Genomic DNA, 22208 nt, shown 5'->3' on the forward strand with positions numbered 1-22208 from the left:
GAGGTATCAGGCGAGTTCCACGGCTACTGCTGTCGCTTCGCCACCACCGATGCACAGGCTGGCAATACCGCGCTTCTTGCCTTGCTGCTTCAGGGCATTGAGCAGGGTGACGATGATCCGGGTGCCGCTGGCGCCGATGGGGTGGCCAAGCGCAGTGCCGCCGCCGTTCACGTTGATCTTGTCGTGGGCGATGCCGATATCCTGCATGGCGAACATGGCGACGCAGGCAAATGCTTCGTTTACTTCCCATAGATCGACGTCGGCAACGCTCCAGCCGGTCTGGTCAAGCAACTTCTGGATCGCGCCCACCGGGGCGATGGTGAACTCAGCCGGGGCCTGCGCGTGAGCGGTCATGCCGATCACTGTGGCGACGGGGGCCAGGCTCTTGGCATCGGCCACGCTCTTGCGCGTAAGCACTACGGCAGCCGCGCCGTCGGAAATCGAGGAAGATGTGGCGGCGGTGATCGTGCCGTCCTTCGCAAAGGCGGGGCGCAGCGTTGGAATTTTCTCCGGGCGACCCTTGCCGGGTGCCTCGTCGGTGTCGACCGTCACTTCGCCCGCACGGCTCGAATAGGTTACTGGCACGATCTCGTCGGCGAACGCACCGCTGGCGATGGCGGCATTGGCGCGGGAGAGCGAAGTTACCGAATAGTCATCCATCTCCTCGCGAGTGAGCTGGTACTTGTCGGCCATGTCTTGCGCGAAAGTGCCCATCGCGCGGCCATTTTCGTAGGCATCTTCCAGCCCGTCGAGGAACATGTGATCGTAGGCCGTATCGTGCCCGATCCGGGCGCCGCTGCGGTGTTTCTTGAGCAGGTAGGGCGCATTGGTCATGCTCTCCATGCCGCCCGCGATCACCGTATCGACATTGCCGGTGGCGAGTGCTTCCGCCCCCATGATGACCGTCTGCATTCCGCTGCCACAGACCTTGTTCACCGTGGTCGCCTGTGCGGAGAGCGGCAGGCCTGCCTTGATGGCCGCCTGACGGGCAGGGGCCTGGCCCAGACCGGCGGGGAGCACGCAGCCCATATAAATGCGATCGACATCATCGCCAGAAACACCCGCGCGCTCGACTGCCGCCTTCACCGCAGTTGCGCCCAGATCGGTGGCGGAGACATCCGCCAGCACGCCCTGCATCGCACCCATCGGCGTGCGCGCGTAGGAGAGGATGACAATCGGATCGGCAGCGTTGAACGTGGACATCGGCGGGAGCCTTTCGGTAATGCGGGTATCAGCGGTTTCGCTATTCCTCTAATGTTGCAGTGCAACGAATGCAAACCGCGCGCGTTGGGAGGAGGAACGCCTATCGCCTCCCGCTGACTTGACAGGACCTCCCCATGCCCACCGCCGACTCGCTCACAGCTCTTCTGGGCCTCCAGCGACAGGCCTTCATTGCCGCGCGGCCAGAAACGCTGGCCGTGCGCAAGGACCGGCTTGATCGGCTGATCGCGCTGCTGGCCGACAATTCCAAGGCGCTGTGCGACGCGATGAGCGAGGATTATGGCAACCGCTCTCCAGTGCAGAGCATGATTTCGGACGTGCTGGTTTCGATCCAGTTTGCCAAATACTGCCGGGGCAATATTTCCCGCTGGGCAAAGCCGAGCAATCGCAGCGTGCAATTCCCGCTCGGGATGCTGGGGGCCAAGGCGCAGGTGCGGTATGAACCCAAGGGCGTGGTGGGGATCATCAGCCCGTGGAATTTCCCGGTGAACCTCGCCTTCGGGCCGTTGGCGCAGGTTCTGGCGGCAGGCAACCGGGCGATGCTCAAGCCGAGCGAGTTTACCCCGGTGACCAGCGATCTGATTGCCGAGCTGGTGGCCAAGCATTTCGCTCCGGAGGAAGTGGCCGTGGTGATCGGCGGGGCGGATGTGGCGGCGGACTTCTCGGCGCTGCCCTTCGATCACCTCGTCTTTACCGGATCGACCGCCACCGGGCGCAAGGTGATGCAGGCGGCGGCGGCAAACCTGGTGCCGGTGACTCTGGAACTGGGCGGCAAGAGCCCGGTGGTGATCGGCAAGCACGCCGATCTGGAGCGGGCGGGATCGCGGATCGTCACCGGCAAGCTGATGAACGCGGGGCAAATCTGCCTCGCCCCCGATTACCTGCTGGTGCCCGAAGGCATGGAAGATGGCGTCATTGCGTCGTTGGAACTCGGGGTGATGGACCAGTATCCCACCCTCCGCGACAATCCCGATTACGCAAGCGTTATTAACGACAAGCAATTCGCCCGTTTGCAGGCGATGGTGGCCGATGCGCGTGAGAAGGGCGGGGAGGTGATCGAGATCAACCCCGCGAACGAGGATTTCAGCGCGGGCAACCAGCGCAAGATGCCGCTTACCGTGATCCGCAATCCGACCGATGCCATGCAGGCGATGCAGGAAGAAATTTTCGGCCCGGTGCTGCCGATCCTCACCTATCGGCACATCGATGAGGCGATTGCCCGGATCAACGGGGCCGATCGCCCGCTAGGCCTCTACTATTTCGGCGAGGATGCAGCGGAGCGCGAGCGGGTGCTGACGCGGACCATATCGGGCGGCGTGACGATCAACGATGTTATCTTTCACGTATCGGCGGAAGACCTGCCGTTCGGTGGCACCGGTCCGAGCGGGATCGGCGCCTACCACGGCCCGGAAGGGTTCCGCGAATTCAGCCATGCGCGCAGCGTCTATACGCAGCCGAAGATTGACGTGGCGGGGCTGGCGGGGCTGAAGCCGCCCTATGGCGAGAGAGCGCAAAAGGTGCTGAAGCTGCTGGCGCGCAAATAGTGACTTCCGGCGGGGGCGCGCTAGACTGATGGAATGAAAGCCGCCCTTCCGCTCGCACTGGCCGCACTCGCGCTGACTTCCTGCGCCAGCCGTATCGAATTGCCGGGCAGCGTGCTGGCTCCGGTCGAAGCGCAGGTGGCGGTGGAGGACATGGGCCCGCCGGAGGATTGGCGGGCAGTGGATGGCACTACCGGGCAAATTGCCGATGTGCCGGGGCTGGAGCAGTTGGCGACGGACTTTCCCGACTCGGCTTCGGTTCGGCTGCGCTTGCTCAATGGGCAATTGGCGGCGGAGGACTTGCCGGGCGCTTTTGATGAGGTCCAATGGCTGACGGGCAGGGGCTATGCCTTCTCACCGGGAGCAGAGGGCCAACTTGTCACCATGTTCGCCGGAGCGCAGGCCGACGAACTCGGTGATCGTTTTGCCAGTGATCCAGCCCCGCTGGCTGCCAGCACCAACGCAGCAACAATTCCCGCCGTGATACGCCTGCCAGAGGCCGCATTCTACGATACGCAACAACGGCGAATGTTCGCCACCTCCATCGTCTCGCGAGGGTTGTTCGTGCAGGAGCAGGGCGGAGAGTGGCAGCAAGTGCCGCTCGCCGAGACCGGCAGCCTCGCGGGAATCGCGCTCGACGCGCCGCGCGGGCTGATCTGGGTGGGGTCGGGTGTCGTCGAGGCGACGCCCGATCCGGCCAGCGCCTTTCGCGGGGTGATTGCGATTGACCGCATTACATTGGAGGAACGCCGTCGGGTTCCCGCGCCGGATGGCGTTACGATTTCCGACATCGCCGTGGGCCCGGATGGCTCCGTCTACGGCAGCGATCCGCTGGGCGGCGGGGTCTACATTGCCGCACCAACCGATGCGCAGATGCAGACCTTTATCGCCCCCGGAACCTTCCGCTCGCCGCAAGGGATCGCAGTTCGGCCCGACAACACCGCTCTCTATGTCAGCGATTACCGCTACGGCCTGGCGCAGGTCATGCTCCGCAGCCGCCACGCCTACCGGATGCGCGCGGCCCAGCCGATGCTGCTCGACGGAGTGGACGGGCTGTGGTTGCTCGGCAACCGGCTGATTGCGGTGCAGAACGGCGTCAATCCGCACCGCATCACCGCCTTCACGCTGGGCGAGGGGATCGGGGTAATCGCTTCGGCCGTGGTGCTCGAACGCGCCAATCCCGCGTGGACCGAGCCGCTCGGTGGAGCGATCAGCGGCGGGGTGCTCTACTATGTCGGCACCGGGCAGTGGCACCTTTACGGTCAGGGCGGGGCACTTGCCGAAGAGGCTGAACCGCGCCCTTCCAACATTCACGCGCTGCAACTGGTGGAAACTCCCGCGCAAACCCAGTGATTAGGCGCTTTAGCTGCCTTGCATCGCCGCATCGCATTGCCTAGACGCGCCGCGAACCCGCTAGCAATCAATCGAGTCCGCCTTGGCCGATCAATCAACCTATTTCGCAGAGTACCTGCCAATCCTGCTGTTCCTCGGAATCGCGGCGCTATTGTCGGCAGCATTCGTGTTCCTGCCGATGGGAGTTTCGCGGCTGACCGGCAGCCACAAGCCCACCGAAGCCAAGCTGACCGAGTACGAATGCGGCTTCCCCGCTTTCGAAGACCCGCGCAGCCAGTTCGACGTGCGCTTCTATCTGGTGGCGATCCTGTTCATCATCTTCGATCTTGAAGCCGCGTTCCTGTTTCCCTGGGCCGTCAGCCTCGACCTGACCGGTTGGCCGGGCTGGATCACGATGATGATCTTCCTCGGCGAACTCGCGATCGGCCTGGCCTATGCGTGGAAGAAGGGAGCCCTGGAATGGGAGTGAAGGACAAGCCCGAGCCCGCGCTCTACCCGGCATTCCAGGACGGGCGGGATCGTCCGGCGGCGGATCACAACCGGATGCTGCACCAAGGGGAAACCGCGAAGGGCGGGGAAACCTACCTACCCGATGCGGAATACTTCAAGGCGATGCAGGCCGAGGTGAACGACAAGGGTTTCCTCGTCACCAGCACCGAAGACCTGTTCCAGTGGGCGCGCACGGGCAGCCTGTGGTGGATGACTTTCGGCCTCGCCTGCTGCGCGGTGGAAATGATCCACGTTAACATGCCGCGCTATGACATGGAGCGGTTCGGCGTGGTCCCGCGCGCCAGCCCGCGCCAGTCGGACGTGATGATCGTGGCGGGAACCCTGTGCAACAAGATGGCCCCAGCATTGCGCCGGGTGTATGACCAGATGTCGGACCCGAAATACGTGATCTCGATGGGCAGCTGCGCCAATGGCGGCGGCTATTACCATTACAGCTATTCGGTCGTGCGCGGGTGTGATCGGATCGTGCCGGTGGACATCTACATCCCCGGTTGCCCGCCGACAGCAGAAGCGTTGCTCTACGGGGTGATGCAGTTGCAGCGGAAGATTAGGCGCAGCGGGACGATCGAGCGATGAGTGTTCTCCACTCCGCCCCCCGCTTCGCTTCGAACGAAGGCGTGCGTGACACGCTCGTAGCCGCGCTAGGCTCCATCGTCCTCGACTCCAGCGAAGAGCATGGCGAGATCATCATCTCCGTGACGCGCGAGAGCGTCGAGGATGCGCTGCGGCTGCTGCGCGATGAGCATGCCTACCAGCAGCTTGTCGAGATCGCGGGCGTCGACTATCCGCAGCGGGCCGAACGGTTTGAAGTCGTCTACATGCTCCTGAGCCTGACCAAGAACCACCGCGTGATGGTGAAGGTGAACACCGACGAGAACACGCCGGTCCCAACCGTCACCACGCTGTGGCCGGTCGCCGGATGGCTGGAACGCGAGGTGTTCGACCTGTTCGGCGTCACTTTCGACGGCAACACCGATCTGCGCCGCATCCTCACCGATTACGGCTTCGAAGGGCATCCCTTCCGCAAGGATTTCCCGCTGACCGGCTACACCGAAGTGCGCTATTCCGAGGAAGAGAAGCGGGTGGTCTATGAGCCGGTGGAACTGGCGCAAGACTTTCGCAATTTCGACTTCATGTCGCCATGGGAAGGCGCGGACTACGTGCTCCCCGGCGACGAGAAGGCGGCGATTTCGCCCGCCAACGAAGTGAAGACGACCGATAAGCCCTCGCAGACGGGCGCAGGCGCGAAGACCGATGCCAAGGCGGCGGAGCATGTCAGCCCCCGCTCCCCCGCCGAAACCGATACTGCGGTCGACGAGCCGGGCGCTCCCGATCCGACCGAGGACCAGCCCGATCGCAAGCCGCGCAAGGGCAAGAGCCGCGACACCAAAGGCGCCACCGAGACAGATGGGGACGACAAATGAGCGGCCTGACTCTCGAAGAGTCCCCCACCACGGGTGACGAAGTCATCAGCAATTACACGATCAACTTCGGCCCCCAGCACCCTGCGGCGCACGGAGTGCTGCGGATGGTGATGGAGCTGGACGGCGAAATCGTCGAGCGGGTCGATCCGCACGTCGGCCTGCTTCACCGAGGCACCGAAAAGCTGATCGAATACAAGACCTACCTGCAGGCGCTGCCTTACTTCGACCGGCTCGATTACTGCTCGCCGATGTGCATGGAACATTCCTATGTGCTCGCGATCGAGAAGCTGCTGAACATCGAAGTGCCGATCCGGGCGCAGTACCTCCGGGTGCTGTTTGCGGAGCTGACCCGCATCAAGAACCACATGCTCAACCTCGGCAGCCACGTGATGGATGTCGGCGCGATGACGCCCAACCTGTGGATGTTCGAGCTGCGCGAAGACTGCATGAATTTCTACGAGAGGGCGAGCGGCGCGCGGATGCACGCGGCCTGGTTCCGGCCAGGCGGAGTGCATCAGGATGTGCCGCTGAAGCTGCTCACCGATATCGGCGACTGGGTGGACAAGCGGCTGCCCGAACTGTTCGGCGACGCGATGAGCCTGGTGCAGGACAATCGCATCTTCAAGCAGCGCAATGTCGATATTGCGGTGGTGAGCAAGGAAGACGCGATCGCCTGGGGCTTTTCCGGCCCGATGATCCGCGCCGCCGGAATTCCGTGGGATCTGCGCAAGAGCCAGCCCTACGACATCTATGACCGGATGGAGTTCGACGTTCCGGTGGGCACCAATTCGGATTGCTACGACCGGTTCATGGTCCGCTGCCAGGAAGTGATGCAGTCCGCGCGCATCATCAAGCAGTGCCTTGCCGAAATGCCCGAAGGACCGGTGCAGAGCATCGACCGCAAGGTTGCCCCGCCCAAGCGCGCCGACATGAAGCAGAGCATGGAAGCGCTGATCCACCACTTCAAGCTCTACACCGAAGGATTCCACGTGCCTGCGGGCGAAGTCTACGTGGCGACCGAAAGCCCGAAGGGCGAATTCGGCGTCTATCTGGTCAGCGACGGATCGAACAAGCCCTACCGCTGCAAGATCCGCCCCACGGCCTTCTCGCACCTGCAGGCGATGGACATGATGACCAAGGGCCACATGCTCCCCGACGCGACCGCGATCCTGGGCGCGATCGACGTGGTGTTCGGGGAGTGTGACCGGTGAAAACTCTTGAGCGTCTATTGTACGGAGCAGGCGGAGGTTATGTCGCTGCGAGTTTTGTAGTGAGCGGTTTAGCATCAGCTCGATCCGTCTACTATTTCTGCGCTGCAGTAGCCATTCTTGGCCTTTTGGTGATCGCGGGCAAATGGGTGATGCAACGGCGGGTGACTAATGTCTGACAACCTCACCACCGCAGAAGCCATGATCGCGGCTTACAACGCGCAGGACGTGGACCTCTACGTTTCGTACATGACCGATGATGCCTGCGAGGCGAACTATCGCGGCGATGTCGTGCGGGAGGGCAAGGAAGGCACGCGTTCAGGCCTTGCCGCCGCTTTCGCCCGCTGGCCGCATAACCATGCCGAGATCGTCGAGAAGCAGGCCATCGGCAACTATGTGCTGATGCGCGAACACGTCACGCGCGGCCCGACCTCCGATGGCTCGGAACTGGTCGAACCGTTCGAGGTGATCGCGGTCTACAGCTTCGAAGGCGACAAGTGCTCGCGCGTGGAGTTCATCCGGTGAAGTTTTCTCCTTTCTTCGTCACCCCGGCCTCCGAGCCGGGGTCCCGCTCCTTTCCCGCTTGCTCCAAGGCAGCGGGACCCCGGATCAAGTCCGGGGTGACGGTTGAGGCTAGGAAATAATGGCCGCTAGACACATCGCCCCCGATACGCCCGAACTGCGCGCCCGCTGGGGTGGCTGGGTGTTCACGCCGGAAAACCGCGAGAAGGCCGACTGGCACATCAGGAAATACCCCGAAGGCCGCCAGAAAAGCGCGGTGATGCCGCTGCTCGACCTGGCCCAGCGGCAGGTGGGCGCGGAAACCGATACGCAAGGGTGGCTGCCGATTCCGGTGATCGAATATGTCGCCGCCTATCTCGACATGCCGGTGATCCGCGTGCTCGAAGTCGCCACCTTCTACACCATGTATAACCTCGCCCCGGTGGGCAGGTTCCACGTGCAGGTCTGCGGCACTACCCCGTGCATGCTGCGCGGCTCCGACGACCTGCTCGCCGCCTGCAAGGCGCGCGGCATGAAGAAGGGGCACATCTCGGACGATGGGCTGTGGTCCTTCACCGAGGTAGAATGCATGGGCAATTGCGCCACCGCGCCGATGGTGCAGATCAACGACGACAATTACGAAGACCTGACCGCCGAACGGCTCGACGCGGTTCTCGATGCTTTGGCTCGCGGCGAGCTTCCGAAGACGGGCACGCAGGAACCGGGGCGGCACACCAGCGAACCGGCGGGCGGGCCGACCACCTTGCGCGAGATGGTGGATGCCAACCACGACTACCGGGGGGATTGGTGATGGACCTGATTATCCCCATCATCATCGCGCTGGTGCTCGTCATCATCGCCTGGAAAGTGGTCGCAGGCCTCGCGAAAACAGTGGTGCTGGTCGTGATCCTCGCGGCAGCGGCATTGTGGGTCTGGCAATCGGGTGCTTTGGCGGGAGCGTTGGCATGAGCCTTCAAGACAAAGACCGCATCTTCACCAACGTCTACGGCTTCCAGTCTCCCGGACTGAAGGCTGCCAGAAAGCGTGGCGACTGGGACGATACCAGGAAGCTGATGGCCGTCGGGCAGGATGCCATAATCGACGAGATCAAGGCCAGCGGTCTGCGCGGGCGCGGCGGGGCGGGGTTCCCGACCGGCATGAAGTGGTCCTTCATGCCCAAGGAAAGCAAGGACGGCCGGCCCAGCTTCCTCGTCATCAACGCGGACGAGTCCGAACCGGGCAGCTGCAAGGATCGCGAAATCATCCGCCACGATCCGCACAAGCTGATCGAAGGCGCGCTGATCGCGGGCTACGCGATGCGCGCGCGTGCCGCCTATATCTACATTCGCGGCGAATATATCCGCGAGGCCGAGGCTTTGCAGGCGGCAATCGAGGAAGCCTACAACGCGGGGCTGCTGGGCAGGAACGCTAGCGGCTCGGGCTACGATTTCGATGTGTTCATGCATCGCGGGGCAGGGGCCTACATCTGCGGTGAAGAAACCGCGATGATCGAAAGTCTCGAAGGCAAGAAGGGCCAGCCGCGCCTCAAGCCGCCGTTCCCGGCAGGCGCAGGGCTCTACGGCTGCCCGACAACGGTCAACAATGTCGAGAGCATTGCGGTGGTGCCGACCATCCTGCGGCGCGGCGCGAGCTGGTTCAGCAGCTTCGGCCGCGAGGGCAACAAGGGCACCAAGCTGTTCCAGATCAGCGGGCACGTAAACACGCCCTGCGTGGTCGAGGAAGCGATGAGCATCACTTTCGAGGAGCTGATCGAGAAGCACTGCGGCGGCATTCGTGGCGGGTGGGACAACCTGCTGGCGGTGATCCCCGGCGGATCTTCGGTCCCGCTCGTCCCCGCCGAACAGATACGCCACGCGCATATGGATTTTGACGGGCTGAAGGAATTGGGCAGCGGGCTGGGCACCGCAGGCGTGATTGTGATGGACAAGAGCACCGACATCGTCCGCGCGATCAGCCGCCTGTCGTATTTCTACAAACACGAAAGCTGCGGCCAGTGCACGCCGTGCCGCGAAGGCACCGGCTGGATGTGGCGCGTGATGGAACGGCTGCGGGTAGGCGAAAGCTCATCCGAAGAGATCGACATGCTCTACCAGGTCACCAAGCAGGTGGAGGGCCACACGATCTGCGCGCTGGGCGACGCGGCAGCATGGCCGATCCAGGGCCTGCTCAAGCACTTCCGCCCGGAACTGGAACGCCGCATTGCGGAACGGGATGGCGTGATGGCGGAGGCAGCGGAGTGATGCGGGCGCTCCTGCCCTTCGTGCTGTTGCTCGGCGCGGGTTTTCCCGCCGAAGCCGCGTGGGCGCAGGACGATGTGCATCCCAACACCGAGTTGCAGACCGGAACCCGCTTCGCCAGGGAGCCGGAGACGGCGGGCGCGGCCGAAGCGCGCTGGATGCAGAAGCGGGTGGCCATGTGCGTGTTCAACCGCAACCGCGATGAAGTCCGTGCAATTCTGGCGAATAGCAACTTTTACTCGATCGACTTTGACGCCGTTGATCACGAACCCGACACAATTTTCGACGATCTGGAAGTCAGCTTCTGCATGGGTCGCCTCATGCGCGGAGCGGATAACGAGACATATCGCTTGTACATGAATGTCCCCTTCTCGACCCTGCGCAACCTGCTGGCGGAAGAGGCCTATTTGCAGGATTTCGATAATGCGCCCGCGATTGGCGCAGACAGCACGCAGGATGTGGCTGGTCGCTTCGCGGGCGAGCGGGTCCATCCGCAAGTGAGCACGATGGCAGCCCTGGCAGATTGCCTCACCTTCAGCGGTGGCGCACAGGCGCATGAACTGCTCGTGTCACGTCCCGGATCGGACAGCGAACTGGCGGCCGTGGACGCGCTTGGCCCGATCCTTGCTGCCTGTGCGAGTTCCGGCGAGGCGGAATTGACTGTGGCGACTTCGCTGCTTCGGCAGATTGCTGCGGACGGCATGTGGTCGCGCAGTCATTATGCTTTGGCGTCAGTCACGGGAAGCGGGCAGTGATGCGTTTTGCCGCCCTCATCTTGCTGGCTTCACTTTTTGTCGCGGTGGAACCGGCTGCTCCCCTTTACGGCAGTGCCGCGTGGGCACAGACCAATGACAACGACTATACGCCGCTCAATTCGCGCATCAGGCGGGACCGGCAATTCCCGACCGAGCCGCGTGGCGTCGCTCCGGCAGAAGTCAGCGAAGTCACCCGTCGACGCAGTCTCGACATGATCGATCATTTTGCCAAGTGTATCTGGGACCGTTCGAACGAAGACGGGTTGGATATGCTGGCGCGCACCGACTTCGGCTTCACCAGCTTTGCCCAGATCGGCCTCACCAATGACGACGTGATCGATCGGTATCCGATCCGCACCTGCCTCAGTCGGGTGGCCAGTCGCAACAATTCCGGAGTCCAGCTTAGATACAGCGCGGATGGTATGCGGCGCTGGTATATCCAGGCCGCCTATCTCGAGTATTATCCCGATGGTGCGACATGGGTTCGGCCTGGCTATGCGGTGGCCCCGCGCGAATATCCGCTCTCGGCGAACAATGGCGCGGTTCAGTCGGCGATGAATCTGGCAGATTGCATTGTCGCGGGCGATCCGTACGGCTCGGACTTGTATTTCCGCACGCAGCCCAGCTCGCCCGACCAGACTGCGGCGCTCAGGGCGCTGGTACCGGCCATCGGGCCGTGTGTTCCCGCAGGGCAGGATTTCGAGCTCGATCCGTTCGCCATGCGGGTGTGGCTTGGCGAAGGGCTGTGGCATGCATCGCGCAATTCGCGTCCGGCTTCGACAGAAGCTGGCGGAGGAGATTGACGAATGGCGCGTTCGATTTTTCTTGCGACACTGACTCTCGCGGCATGGACTCCCATGGTGCAAGCGCAAGAGGCCAATCCGGAAGCGGAGACCGCCGCCCGCGTGGCTCTCGATGCGTTCGCCGCCTGCGTGGCGGAGCGCGATCCGGGGGAAAGCTTGCGGGTGCTAAACCGCGATTTTCGCACCAACGCCTATCGTAACGGGCTCCGATTGCTCGCCAGCGATTCGCGTGGCGACTGTGCTTACGATGCGGTCGGCCAGCGCAATGCCCTGCGCAGCAGCAATCTGCTGATGGCTGGGTCCATCGCCGAAAACTGGCTCGAGCAGGGCGATGCGCCGGTGAACGTCCGCATTGCCCGCGCCGTGGAAACACCTGCCGAGACTTTCGCGCCGACGGATGCCGTGGCGCAGTGCCTCGTTCGCTCGATGCCCGATCAGGTTGGCGCGCTGTTCGCCACTGTTCCGGGCGACTCCGCCGAAGGCACTTCGGCCTCGCCATTGCTCGCCGCGATCGAACCATGTTCACAGGCGGCCGAAATCACCTCGCGGATCGAAATGTCGGTCCCCGCCTTGCGCGCCATGATAGCAACCGCGGCTCTTCGCCTTGTCGCCCAGTCAGAGAATCCTGATGCCTAAAGTCACCGTAGACGGCACCGAAATCGAAGTTCCCGATGGCGCCACCGTGCTCCAGGCGTGCGAGCTGGCGGGGAAGGAGATTCCGCGCTTCTGCTATCACGAACGGCTGAGCATCGCGGGCAATTGCCGCATGTGCCTGGTCGAAGTGAAGCCGGGGCCGCCCAAGCCGCAGGCGAGCTGCGCGTTGCCCGCGACCGAAGGGCAGGAAATCCGCACCGATACGCCAATGGTGAAGACCGCGCGCGAAGGGGTGATGGAATTCCTTCTGATCAATCACCCGCTCGATTGCCCGATCTGCGATCAGGGCGGCGAGTGCGACCTTCAGGACCAGGCCGTCGCCTACGGGCGCGGGGGCAGCCGCTATCACGAGAACAAGCGGGCGGTGACCGAGAAGTTCATGGGCCCGCTGATCAAGACGATCATGACCCGCTGTATCCATTGCACCCGCTGCGTGCGCTTCTCCGAAGAGATCGCCGGCGTGGATGAAATCGGCGCGCTCTATCGCGGCGAGGATATGCAGATCACCACCTATCTGGAGCAGGCGGCCAAGCACGAACTGAGCGCCAACGTGATCGACCTGTGCCCGGTCGGCGCGCTCACCAGCGGGCCATACGCCTACGAAAGCCGCCCGTGGGAACTGAAGAAAACGCTAGGCATCGACGTGTCGGACGCGGTCGGTGCGAATATCCGCGTCGACAGCCGCGGGCGTGAAGTGCTCCGCGTGCTGCCGCGCATCAACGATGACGTGAACGAGGAGTGGATTTCGGACAAGGCGCGCTACCAGGTCGATGGCCTGACCCGCCGTCGGCTCGACAAGGTGTGGATCCGCCGCGACGGCAAACTGGCGCAGGCGAGCTGGGACGAGGCGTTCGCCGCCATCGCCGCTGCCAAGCCCGGTGCGAGCATCGCGGCGGTCGCGGGCGACATGGTCGATTGCGAAACGATGTTCGCCGCCAAGGCACTGCTCCGCGCGAGCGGTTCCTCGCTGATTGAGAGCCGCCAGACGGGGATGGACTACGATTGCTCCAGCCTCGCCGGGGTGAATTTCAATTCCACCTTCGCCGGGATCGAGACGGCAGACGCGGTGCTGATCATCGGCAGCCATCTGCGCTGGGAAGCGCCGCTGGTGAATGTGCGGCTGCGCAAGGCAGTGAAGCGCGGCGCGAAAGTGTTCGTGGTCGGGCCGGAGTGGGAAACCACCTACAAGGCCGAATTCCTCGGTTCCGATCTGTCGGTGCTCGGCAATTTGCCCGATCATGTGGCGGATGCTTTCAAGGCTGCGGAGCGCCCGGCGGTGATTATTGGTGGCGCAGGGCTGGCGGCCGGCGCACATGGCGCGGCGCTGAAGCTGGCGCACGATTTCGGCATGGTGAAAGACGGCTGGAACGGCTTCAACGCGCTCCACTTCTCCGCCGCGCGGATGGGCGCGCTGATGCTCGGCTTCGCGCAGAAGGGCGGGATTGCCGATCTGGCCGATGCCAAGCCCAAGGTGGTGCTGGCGCTGGGTGCGGACGAAGTGGACTGGAGCCGCTTCGATGGCGCGCTCAAGGTCTACATCGGCCACCACGGGGACAAGGGCGCACACGCGGCGGACATCGTGCTGCCCGCCGCCGCCTATACCGAAAAGCCCGGCACCTATGTGAACACCGAAGGCCGCGTGCAACTGGCCGACAAGGCAGTCTTTGCTCCCGGTGATGCGCGCGAGGACTGGACGATCCTGCGGGCCTTGGCCGATGCGCTGGGCGTCTCGGTCGGGTTCGACAGCTTCGGCGAATTGCGCGCCGCGATGGTGGCGGAAGTGCCTGCCTTGGGTGACGAGGGCGCGATTGCCGATTACGGCGCGCTGCCTGCGGCTCCCGCTTCGGCTGAGACAAAGGACACGATTGCAGGTTATCCGGTGAAGGATTTCTACCTCACCAATCCGATTGCACGGGCGAGTGTAGTGATGCAGCGCTGTTCGGACGAATTGCTGCACGGCAATGACGTGCGGGAGGCGGCGGAATGAACTTTCAATCCTTTATGCCGAACGCGGCGAAGGTGCTTTTCGCTATCGGTTGGGTGCTGGGTATCGCGACCTTGATAGGGTCAGTAGCCATCGGATCGTCGGGATTTGGTGGCCGCAACTTCATCGGCGCAATACTGATTGGTCTTACTGCTGCGATCAATGCCGCCGTCATTCCGTGGATCGGTGCTGCACTCATCTGGCGAGCTGACAAATTTCTGGAGAAGCCGGAATGACCGAATTCTTCACCAATCTCGGCATGGCCCACGGCTGGGCGATGGTGGTCGGCTCGATCGTCGGCATCCTGCTGATCGCTTTTCCGGTGATGCTCGCCGTCGCGATGGTCATCTATGTCGATCGCAAGGTGCTTGGCGCGGTTATGCTGCGGCGCGGGCCGAACGTGGTCGGGCCGTTCGGGCTGTTGCAAAGCTTTGCCGACGGGCTGAAGGTGTTCCTGCAGGAAACCATCATTCCCAGCGCGGCGAACAAGGGCATCTTCCTGCTCGCGCCGATCATCACTTTCACCGTGGCACTGGTGGCCTGGGCGGTGATCCCGTTCAGCGAGACCTGGGTGCTGGCGGATATCAATGTCGGCCTGCTGTACATTCTCGCGATCTCGTCGCTCTCGGTTTACGGGGTGACGATGGCGGGCTGGGCGAGCAATTCGAAGTACCCGTTCTTCTCCGCCATGCGCGCCGCTGCGCAGATGATTTCGTACGAAGTCTCGATCGGCTTCATCCTCGTCTGCGTGGTGCTGTTTGCGGGCACGTTCAACCTGAATGATATCGTGCGCGGGCAGCAAGCTTTCGCGGGTCCGATCAACGCCTATGTCGTCCACCCGCTGCTGTTCCCCATGTGGGTGCTGTTCTTCATCTCCAGCCTTGCGGAGACGCAGCGCGCGCCGTTCGACCTGCCCGAGGCGGAAAGCGAACTGGTGGCGGGCTATCAGACCGAATACAGTTCGATGGCCTTCGCGCTGTTCTGGCTGGGCGAATATGCCAACATCCTGCTGATGTGCTCGCTCAACACGCTGCTGTTCTTCGGCGGCTGGCTGCCTCCGCTGGACTGGGCACCGCTGTACTATGTGCCGGGTTTCGTGTGGTTCCTGCTGAAAACCTTCATGTTTTTCCTGATGTTCAGCTGGATCTGGGCGACCGTGCCGCGTTACCGCTATGACCAGCTGATGCGGCTGGGCTGGAAGGTGTTCCTGCCGATGAGCCTGCTGTTCGTGGTGCTGATTTCGGGCTGGCTGATGCTGACGAGGTATGGGGATAGCCAGACACAGATCGTTCACCCCTACTCGGAAATCGTAGATGAAAACGGCGACATAGTCGAAGTGGTTCCGGGGCAACCTTACACCGTGAAAGTCGAAAGATGACCGTCGCCCAACTCATCAAATCCTTCACCCTCTGGGAATTCCTCAAGGCGCACGCGCTCACCTTGAAGTATTTCTTCAAGCCCAAGGCGACGATCAACTATCCCTTCGAGAAGAACCCGCTGTCCCCGCGCTTTCGCGGCGAGCACGCGCTGCGCCGCTATCCCAATGGCGAGGAGCGGTGCATCGCCTGCAAGCTGTGCGAAGCGGTCTGCCCGGCGCTGGCGATCACCATCGAGAGCGAGCCGCGCAGCGACGGCAGCCGCCGCACCACGCGCTACGATATCGACATGACCAAGTGCATCTACTGCGGCTTCTGCCAGGAAGCCTGCCCCGTGGATGCCGTGGTCGAAGGGCCGAACTTCGAATACGCCACCGAAACGCGCGAGGAACTGCTCTACGACAAGGCCAAACTGCTGGCGAACGGGGACAAGTGGGAGCGGGCCATCGCCGCGAACCTTGAAGCCGATGCGCCGTATCGTTAAGCGCGCCGCGAGACTCAACGGGGATCACCTGTGACTGCATTTGCCTTCTACCTGTTTGCCGCGCTCGTCATCGCCTCCGGGGCCTTGACGGTGCTGGCGCGCAACCCGGTGCATTCGGTCCTCTGGCTGATCCTCGCCTTCTTCAACGCCGCCGGGCTGATGGTACTGGTGGGGGCGGAATTCATCGCGATGCTGCTGGTAATCGTTTACGTCGGCGCGGTGGCGGTGCTGTTCCTGTTCGTGGTGATGATGCTCAACATCGATTTCGCCGAACTGCGCGCCGGTTTCATGAAGAACGCCCCGCTGGGCGCGGCGATCGCGGTGGTACTGCTTGCGGAACTGGTGCTCGGCATTGGTGCCTATCGCGCGGGTGGCCTTGAGCTCGGCGTGCCGGATGGTAGCGCCGCGCCGCTGCTGGGTGAAAGCAATATCGAGAGCATCGGCGCGCTGCTCTACACCGAATACCTGTTCCTGTTCGAAACGGCGGGCATCATCCTGCTGGTGGCGATGATCGGCGCGATCGTGCTGACCCACCGCGAAGGTCGCAGCCATCGCGGGCACCAGGACATCGCCAAACAGAACGCCCGTCGCCCGCAGGATGCAACCGTACTCAAGCGGCCCGAAGTCGGGCAGGGAGTCGAGCTATGATCGGCATCGAACATTATCTTGTCGTCAGCTCGATCCTGTTCGTGCTGGGGGTGCTCGGCATTTTCATGAACCGCAAGAATGTGATCGTGGTGCTGATGGCGATTGAATTGATTCTGCTGTCCGTAAACCTCAATCTGGTGGCCTTCAGCGCCTATCTCGGGGACCTGACGGGGCAGATTTTCGCCATGTTCGTGCTGACCGTGGCAGCGGGCGAGGCGGCCATCGGGTTGGCGATCCTGGTAATTTACTTCCGTTCGCGCGGCACGATCGCGGTGGACGATGTCAACCGGATGAAGGGGTGATGGTTGTGCTGCATCGCAAGTCCCCCTCCCGCTTGCGGGAGGGGTTAGGGGTGGGCCTGAGTGGCACGCCCGGACTGGCCCACCCCCGGCCCCTCCCGCCAGCGGGAGGGGAGTCATGAGCCAAACCTTTATCCTCATCATCGTATTCGCCCCCTTGCTGGCGGCGATCATCGCCGGGCTGGGCAACCGGATGCTCGGCAATGTTGTCGCGAAGGCCATCACCACCGGTGCGCTGTTCCTCGCCTGCGGGCTGAGCTGGCCGATCTTCCTCGGCTTCCTCAATGGCAGCGAGACCGCCACCGTGGTCCCGGTGATGAAGTGGGTCGAAAGCGGCGCGATGAGTTTCGACTGGGCGCTGCGGGTCGATACGCTTACCGCGATCATGCTGGTGGTGATCACCAGCGTTTCCGCGCTCGTCCACCTCTATAGCTGGGGCTACATGAACGAAGACCCGGACCAGCCGCGCTTCTTCGCTTACCTCTCGCTATTCACCTTCGCCATGCTGATGCTGGTGACCGCCGACAACCTGGTGCAGATGTTCTTCGGCTGGGAAGGCGTGGGCCTCGCCAGCTACCTGCTGATCGGTTTCTGGTTCAAGAAACCCAGCGCCAATGCCGCCGCGATCAAGGCCTTCGTGGTCAACCGCGTGGGCGATCTGGGCTTCATGCTCGGCATTTTCGGCACCTTCCTGGTGTTCCAGACGACCAGCATTCCTGAAATCCTCGCCGCCGCTCCGGCGATGCAGGGGGCCAGTACCATCGGCTTCATGGGCATGCGCGTCGATACGATGACAGTGCTCTGCATCCTCCTGTTCATCGGCGCGATGGGCAAGTCTGCGCAGCTTGGCCTGCACACCTGGCTGCCCGACGCGATGGAAGGGCCGACCCCGGTTTCCGCGCTGATCCACGCGGCGACGATGGTGACCGCAGGCGTATTCATGGTCTGCCGCCTTTCACCGATGTTCGAAGCCGCGCCAGCCGCGCTGGGTTTCGTCACGGTGATCGGGGCGGCGACCTGCTTCTTCGCCGCCACCATCGGCACCACGCAGTGGGACATCAAGCGGGTGATCGCCTATTCGACCTGCTCGCAGCTTGGTTACATGTTCTTCGCGGCCGGTGTCGGCGCCTATGGCGCGGCGATGTTCCACCTGTTCACCCACGCCTTCTTCAAGGCGCTGCTGTTCCTTGGCGCGGGTTCGGTGATTCACGCGATGCACCACGAACAGGATATGCGGTTCTACGGCGGGCTGCGGAAGGAAATTCCGTTTACGTTCTGGGCGATGATGGCGGGGACGCTGGCGATCACCGGGGTGGGGATCTATCACCTCGGCGCAGGCTTCGCGGGCTTCTGGTCGAAGGATGCGATCCTTGAAGTCGCCTATGCCGCCAACGGCAGCTTCTCCTATACGGCGTTCTGGCTGGGCACGATTGCTGCGCTGCTGACCAGTTTCTACAGCTGGCGGCTGATGTTCCTCACGTTCTGGGGGAAGCCGCGCTGGGCGCAATCGGAGCATATCCAGCACGCGCTGCATCACGGGCATGACACGCCGGAGGAACACAATCCTGCCTCGCAGGAGGATGCCGGTCACGATGCAACCCATTCCGTTCCCGATCCCGCGCATCACGAAGGTACCGGCGGCTATCACCCGCACGAAAGCCCGTGGACCATGCTGGTGCCGCTCGTCTTGCTGAGCATAGGCGCGGTGTTTGCTGGGCAGGTGTTCCACGATGCCTTCCTCGACAGTGAAGCGTTCTGGGCCGGCTCGATCGCCTATAACGCGGGACTGATGCACGCGATGCACGAGGTGCCCTATCTGGTGAAGTATGCGGCTTTCATCGTCATGGTGATCGGCCTGCTCGGCGCGATCTACGCTTACCTGATCCGCCCCGATGTCCCGGCAAAGGTGGTCGAGCAGCTCGGCCCGATCCACACCTTCGTTTACCGCAAGTGGATGTTCGACGAGCTCTACCACTACCTCTTCGTCGTCCCCGCCTTCTGGCTCGGTCGCCTGTTCTGGAAGCAGGGTGACGAAGGCATCATCAACCGCTTCGGCCCCGATGGCGCGGCCTGGGCGGTGATGCAGGGTTCGGTGATCGCCAAGCGCTTCCAGTCCGGTTTTCTTACGAGTTACGCCCTGATCATGCTTATCGGCCTTGTCGCCGCCATCACCTGGGTGCTGTTCTGATGGGCGGCTTCCCGATCCTTTCCGCCATGCTGGCAGTGCCGTTGCTCGGCGCGATCGCGTGCCTGTTCCTGAGCGCTTCATCGGCGCGACTGGTGGCGCTGGTGGCAACTCTGGCCAACCTCGTCCTCGGCGTGGTGCTGTGGCTGAACTACGACATCGGCGGCGCGCAGTGGCAGTTCCAGGAATACCACGCGATATTCGCGGGTTTTGCCTATGCGCTTGGCATTGATGGCATCGCGCTGATGCTCATCATGCTCAGCGTATTCCTGATGCCGATCTGCATCGGCGCGAGCTGGACGTCGATCACCAAGCGTGTCGGCGAATACATGGCCGCCTTCCTGTTCATGGAAGTGCTGATGATCGGCGTGTTCGCCGCGCAGGACCTGTTCCTGTTCTACATCTTCTTCGAAGCCGGGCTGATCCCGATGTACCTTATCATCGGCGTCTGGGGCGGGGACAACCGGATTTACGCCAGCTACAAGTTCTTCCTCTACACGCTGCTGGGATCGGTGCTGATGCTGATCGCCATGCTGTGGATGGCGAACGTCTCTGGCACGACGTACATTCCGTACCTGATGGAATACGACTTTGCCGCCGGGGCGCAGACCTGGCTGTGGCTGGCCTTCTTCGCCAGCTTCGCGGTGAAGATGCCGATGTGGCCGGTCCACACCTGGCTCCCCGATGCCCACGTTCAAGCACCCACAGCAGGTTCGGTGATCCTTGCCGGCGTGCTGCTGAAGCTGGGCGGATACGGGTTCATCCGGTTCAGCCTGCCGATGTTCCCCGATGCCAGCGCGCAGTTCGTGTGGCTGATCTGGGGGCTGAGCATGATCGCGGTGGTTGCCACCAGCCTGATCGCGCTGGTCCAGCACGATATGAAGAAGCTGATCGCCTATTCCTCCGTCGCGCACATGGCGATCGTGACGGTGGGACTGTTCGCCTTCAACGTGCAGGGGCTCGAAGGGGCGATGATGGTGATGCTGGGCCACGGGCTTGTCTCGGGCGCGCTGTTCCTCTGCGTCGGCGTGATCTACGACCGGTTGCACACCCGCGAGATCGCCCGTTACGGCGGCCTTTCGATCAACATGCCCGCCTACGCCACGCTGTTCCTGCTGTTCACCATGGCCAGCGTCGGCCTGCCGGGAACGAGCAATTTCGTCGGCGAATTCCTCGCATTGGCAGGCATTTACCAGGTCAACAGCTGGGTCGCCTTCGTCTGCACCACCGGCATCATTCTGGGCGCAGCCTACATGCTCTACCTTTACCGCCGGGTGGCCTTCGGGCCGCAGGTGAATGCCGATACTGCCGCCATGCCTGACCTGTCGCTGCGCGAATACCTGCTGCTCGGCCCGATTGCGGCGGCAGTGCTGTGGATGGGGGTCTATCCCGAGAGTTTCCTTGCCCCGATGCGCGCCGATATCGCGCTGCTCGATGCAAGGCTTGCCGATGCCGCGCCGGAGAGCGATGCGCAGCTGGTGGTGGGTGAGCCCGTGCAAACCGAAGAAGCCGCGCACGGGGGAGCGCACTGATGGACTACGCCACTTCCCTCGGCCTGATTGCGCCGGAAATCATCCTGTCCTTGACCGGTCTCGTCATGCTGCTCTTCGCCGCCTGGGCGGGGGACAAGCTCGCCAGCACGATCAGCATTTGCTGCGCCATCGCGCTGGGCGGCGCCTTCGCATTGGTCGCGCCGTCGGTATGCGCCGGTGCGAGCGGGCCGGATACGCTGGCCTTCGCCGGCCAGTTCCGCGCCGATGCTTTCGCCGGGCTAGCCAAGCTGATGATCTACGCCGCCAGCGGTGCGGCGCTGATGGTCGCCCCGCGCTTCTTCGACCGGATCGGGGCGATGCGCGCCGAATATCCGATCCTGATCCTGTTCGCTGCACTGGGTATGAGCATCATGGTTTCGGCCACCGATCTCATTACGCTCTACATCGGCCTCGAACTGCAATCGCTTAGCGCCTACGTGCTGGCCTCGTTCCTGCGCGATGATGACCGCTCCGCCGAGGCCGGGCTCAAGTACTTCGTGCTCGGCGCGCTCGCCAGCGGCATCCTGCTGTTCGGCATGAGCCTCGTTTACGGCTTCACCGGCACCACCAATTTCGGCGGGATCGCGGTGGCCGTATCCGGCGGGCTCAACATGGGGATGCTGTTCGGGCTGATCTTCATGCTGTCTGGTCTCGCCTTCAAGATCAGCGCCGCGCCATTCCATATGTGGACGCCCGACGTCTATCAGGGCGCGCCCACCCCGGTGACGATGTTCTTCGCCAGCGCGCCCAAGGTCGCCGCCGTCGTGCTGCTGACGCGAGTGAGCATGGAAGCCTTCGGAACGCAGGTGGATGCATGGCGGCAAGTGGTGATCGCCGCCGCGCTGCTCTCCATCGTGATCGGCGCGCTTGGTGCGATCGGGCAGGACAACCTGAAGCGGCTGCTCGCCTATTCCTCGATCAACAACGTCGGCTTCATCCTGATCGGGCTCGCCGCCGGGACGGTCGCCGGGGCGAGTGCCATGCTTGTCTATCTGGCGATCTACGTGGTGATGACGATCGGCAGTTTCGTGGCAGTGCTGCTGCTGCGCGATGCCGAGGGCAACCAGCTGGAAGCCGTGTCCGACCTCGCGGGCCTGTCCACCACGCGTCCGGCAATCGCCTGGAGCCTGATGGCGCTGATGTTCAGCCTTGCCGGCATCCCTCCCCTGTTCGGCTTCTGGGGCAAGTTCGTCGTGTTCCAGGCAGCGGTGGAGGCAGACCTGTTGGCGCTAGCCGCCATCGGTATCGCTGCAAGCGTGATCGGCGCGTTCTATTATATCAAGATCGTCAAGGTGATGTTCTTCGATGCGCCTGCCGATACGGTGAAGGGTGAGGGCGATGTCCCCCACTGGGCGCTGCTGCTGATCTGCGCCGTGATCCTCTCGCCGCTCGGCTATCTGCTGACCGTGTGGCTGGGCGATCTGGCGGACATGGCGGCGGCATCGCTGATGCTTCCCGTCTGACGGGCTGAA

23 protein-coding genes are annotated in these 22208 nt (G+C 63.1%); 22 read left to right on the top strand and 1 reads right to left on the bottom strand.

Annotated features, from left to right (window positions below; all coding sequences use genetic code 11):
* Window positions 1-6: 6 nt before the first annotated feature.
* Window positions 7-1203, bottom strand: a complete 1197-nt coding sequence (locus JY451_13440; GenBank protein ID QZH74648.1) for an acetyl-CoA C-acyltransferase — start codon at window positions 1201-1203, stop codon at window positions 7-9.
* Window positions 1204-1337: 134 nt separating this feature from the next.
* On the opposite strand from JY451_13440, the gene JY451_13445 reads away from it, so the two are divergent.
* From JY451_13445 to nuoN, 22 genes are all read left to right on the top strand, one after another.
* Window positions 1338-2765 carry a coniferyl aldehyde dehydrogenase gene (locus JY451_13445; protein QZH74649.1) on the top strand — a complete coding sequence of 476 codons (1428 nt, stop codon included), beginning with the start codon at window positions 1338-1340 and terminating at the stop codon, window positions 2763-2765.
* 33 nt (window positions 2766-2798) lie between these two features.
* Window positions 2799-4115: a hypothetical protein gene (locus JY451_13450; GenBank protein QZH74650.1), complete on the top strand. Its 1317-nt coding sequence runs from the start codon at window positions 2799-2801 to the stop codon at window positions 4113-4115.
* 82 nt (window positions 4116-4197) lie between these two features.
* Window positions 4198-4584: an NADH-quinone oxidoreductase subunit A gene (gene ndhC / locus JY451_13455; GenBank protein ID QZH74651.1), complete on the top strand. Its 387-nt coding sequence runs from the start codon at window positions 4198-4200 to the stop codon at window positions 4582-4584.
* 143 nt (window positions 4585-4727) lie between these two features.
* Window positions 4728-5201 carry an NADH-quinone oxidoreductase subunit B gene (locus JY451_13460; GenBank protein ID QZH76732.1) on the top strand — a complete coding sequence of 158 codons (474 nt, stop codon included), beginning with the start codon at window positions 4728-4730 and terminating at the stop codon, window positions 5199-5201.
* Window positions 5198-6049: an NADH-quinone oxidoreductase subunit C gene (locus JY451_13465; protein QZH74652.1), complete on the top strand. Its 852-nt coding sequence runs from the start codon at window positions 5198-5200 to the stop codon at window positions 6047-6049. The genes JY451_13460 and JY451_13465 overlap by 4 nt, the downstream gene beginning before the upstream one ends.
* A complete protein-coding gene (locus JY451_13470; protein ID QZH74653.1) occupies window positions 6046-7260 on the top strand; it encodes an NADH-quinone oxidoreductase subunit D in 1215 nt (404 codons plus the stop codon). Before JY451_13465 ends, JY451_13470 begins: the two co-directional genes overlap by 4 nt.
* Window positions 7261-7458: 198 nt before the next feature.
* Complete coding sequence (locus tag JY451_13475) at window positions 7459-7782, top strand: nuclear transport factor 2 family protein (GenBank protein ID QZH76733.1); 324 nt, start codon at window positions 7459-7461, stop codon at window positions 7780-7782.
* Between the two features lie 118 nt (window positions 7783-7900).
* Complete coding sequence (gene nuoE / locus JY451_13480) at window positions 7901-8569, top strand: NADH-quinone oxidoreductase subunit NuoE (GenBank protein QZH74654.1); 669 nt, start codon at window positions 7901-7903, stop codon at window positions 8567-8569.
* Entirely contained in the window at window positions 8569-8727 is a 159-nt protein-coding gene (locus tag JY451_13485) for a hypothetical protein (GenBank protein QZH74655.1), read from the top strand. The genes nuoE and JY451_13485 overlap by 1 nt, the downstream gene beginning before the upstream one ends.
* A complete protein-coding gene (gene nuoF / locus JY451_13490) occupies window positions 8724-10019 on the top strand; it encodes an NADH-quinone oxidoreductase subunit NuoF (protein QZH74656.1) in 1296 nt (431 codons plus the stop codon). Before JY451_13485 ends, nuoF begins: the two co-directional genes overlap by 4 nt.
* The gene (locus tag JY451_13495) at window positions 10016-10771 is read left to right on the top strand and encodes a hypothetical protein (GenBank protein QZH74657.1); all 756 of its coding nucleotides are present in this window, start codon (window positions 10016-10018) and stop codon (window positions 10769-10771) included. Before nuoF ends, JY451_13495 begins: the two co-directional genes overlap by 4 nt.
* Window positions 10771-11574, top strand: coding sequence for a hypothetical protein (locus tag JY451_13500; protein QZH74658.1), 804 nt, complete (start codon window positions 10771-10773; stop codon window positions 11572-11574). Before JY451_13495 ends, JY451_13500 begins: the two co-directional genes overlap by 1 nt.
* Window positions 11575-11577: 3 nt before the next feature.
* Window positions 11578-12210, top strand: a complete 633-nt coding sequence (locus JY451_13505) for a hypothetical protein (GenBank protein QZH74659.1) — start codon at window positions 11578-11580, stop codon at window positions 12208-12210.
* Entirely contained in the window at window positions 12203-14215 is a 2013-nt protein-coding gene (locus tag JY451_13510) for an NADH-quinone oxidoreductase subunit G (protein ID QZH74660.1), read from the top strand. Before JY451_13505 ends, JY451_13510 begins: the two co-directional genes overlap by 8 nt.
* Window positions 14212-14448 carry a hypothetical protein gene (locus JY451_13515; GenBank protein ID QZH74661.1) on the top strand — a complete coding sequence of 79 codons (237 nt, stop codon included), beginning with the start codon at window positions 14212-14214 and terminating at the stop codon, window positions 14446-14448. Before JY451_13510 ends, JY451_13515 begins: the two co-directional genes overlap by 4 nt.
* On the top strand, window positions 14445-15590 hold the full coding sequence (nuoH, locus tag JY451_13520) for an NADH-quinone oxidoreductase subunit NuoH (GenBank protein ID QZH74662.1): 1146 nt from the start codon (window positions 14445-14447) through the stop codon (window positions 15588-15590). Before JY451_13515 ends, nuoH begins: the two co-directional genes overlap by 4 nt.
* Window positions 15587-16072 carry an NADH-quinone oxidoreductase subunit NuoI gene (gene nuoI / locus JY451_13525; GenBank protein QZH74663.1) on the top strand — a complete coding sequence of 162 codons (486 nt, stop codon included), beginning with the start codon at window positions 15587-15589 and terminating at the stop codon, window positions 16070-16072. The genes nuoH and nuoI overlap by 4 nt, the downstream gene beginning before the upstream one ends.
* 30 nt (window positions 16073-16102) lie before the next feature.
* Complete coding sequence (locus JY451_13530; protein QZH74664.1) at window positions 16103-16720, top strand: NADH-quinone oxidoreductase subunit J; 618 nt, start codon at window positions 16103-16105, stop codon at window positions 16718-16720.
* Window positions 16717-17022: an NADH-quinone oxidoreductase subunit NuoK gene (gene nuoK / locus JY451_13535; protein ID QZH74665.1), complete on the top strand. Its 306-nt coding sequence runs from the start codon at window positions 16717-16719 to the stop codon at window positions 17020-17022. Before JY451_13530 ends, nuoK begins: the two co-directional genes overlap by 4 nt.
* 115 nt (window positions 17023-17137) lie before the next feature.
* Entirely contained in the window at window positions 17138-19207 is a 2070-nt protein-coding gene (gene nuoL / locus JY451_13540; protein QZH74666.1) for an NADH-quinone oxidoreductase subunit L, read from the top strand.
* Window positions 19207-20736, top strand: a complete 1530-nt coding sequence (locus JY451_13545) for an NADH-quinone oxidoreductase subunit M (GenBank protein QZH74667.1) — start codon at window positions 19207-19209, stop codon at window positions 20734-20736. The genes nuoL and JY451_13545 overlap by 1 nt, the downstream gene beginning before the upstream one ends.
* Window positions 20736-22199 (top strand): NADH-quinone oxidoreductase subunit NuoN, encoded by a 1464-nt coding sequence (gene nuoN, locus JY451_13550; GenBank protein ID QZH74668.1) that lies wholly within the window; start codon window positions 20736-20738, stop codon window positions 22197-22199. The genes JY451_13545 and nuoN overlap by 1 nt, the downstream gene beginning before the upstream one ends.
* Window positions 22200-22208 lie beyond the last annotated feature (9 nt).

The sequence above is a fragment of the Erythrobacter sp. genome (assembly GCA_019739335.1).
In the GTDB taxonomy this organism is placed as follows: Bacteria; Pseudomonadota; Alphaproteobacteria; order Sphingomonadales; family Sphingomonadaceae; genus Alteraurantiacibacter.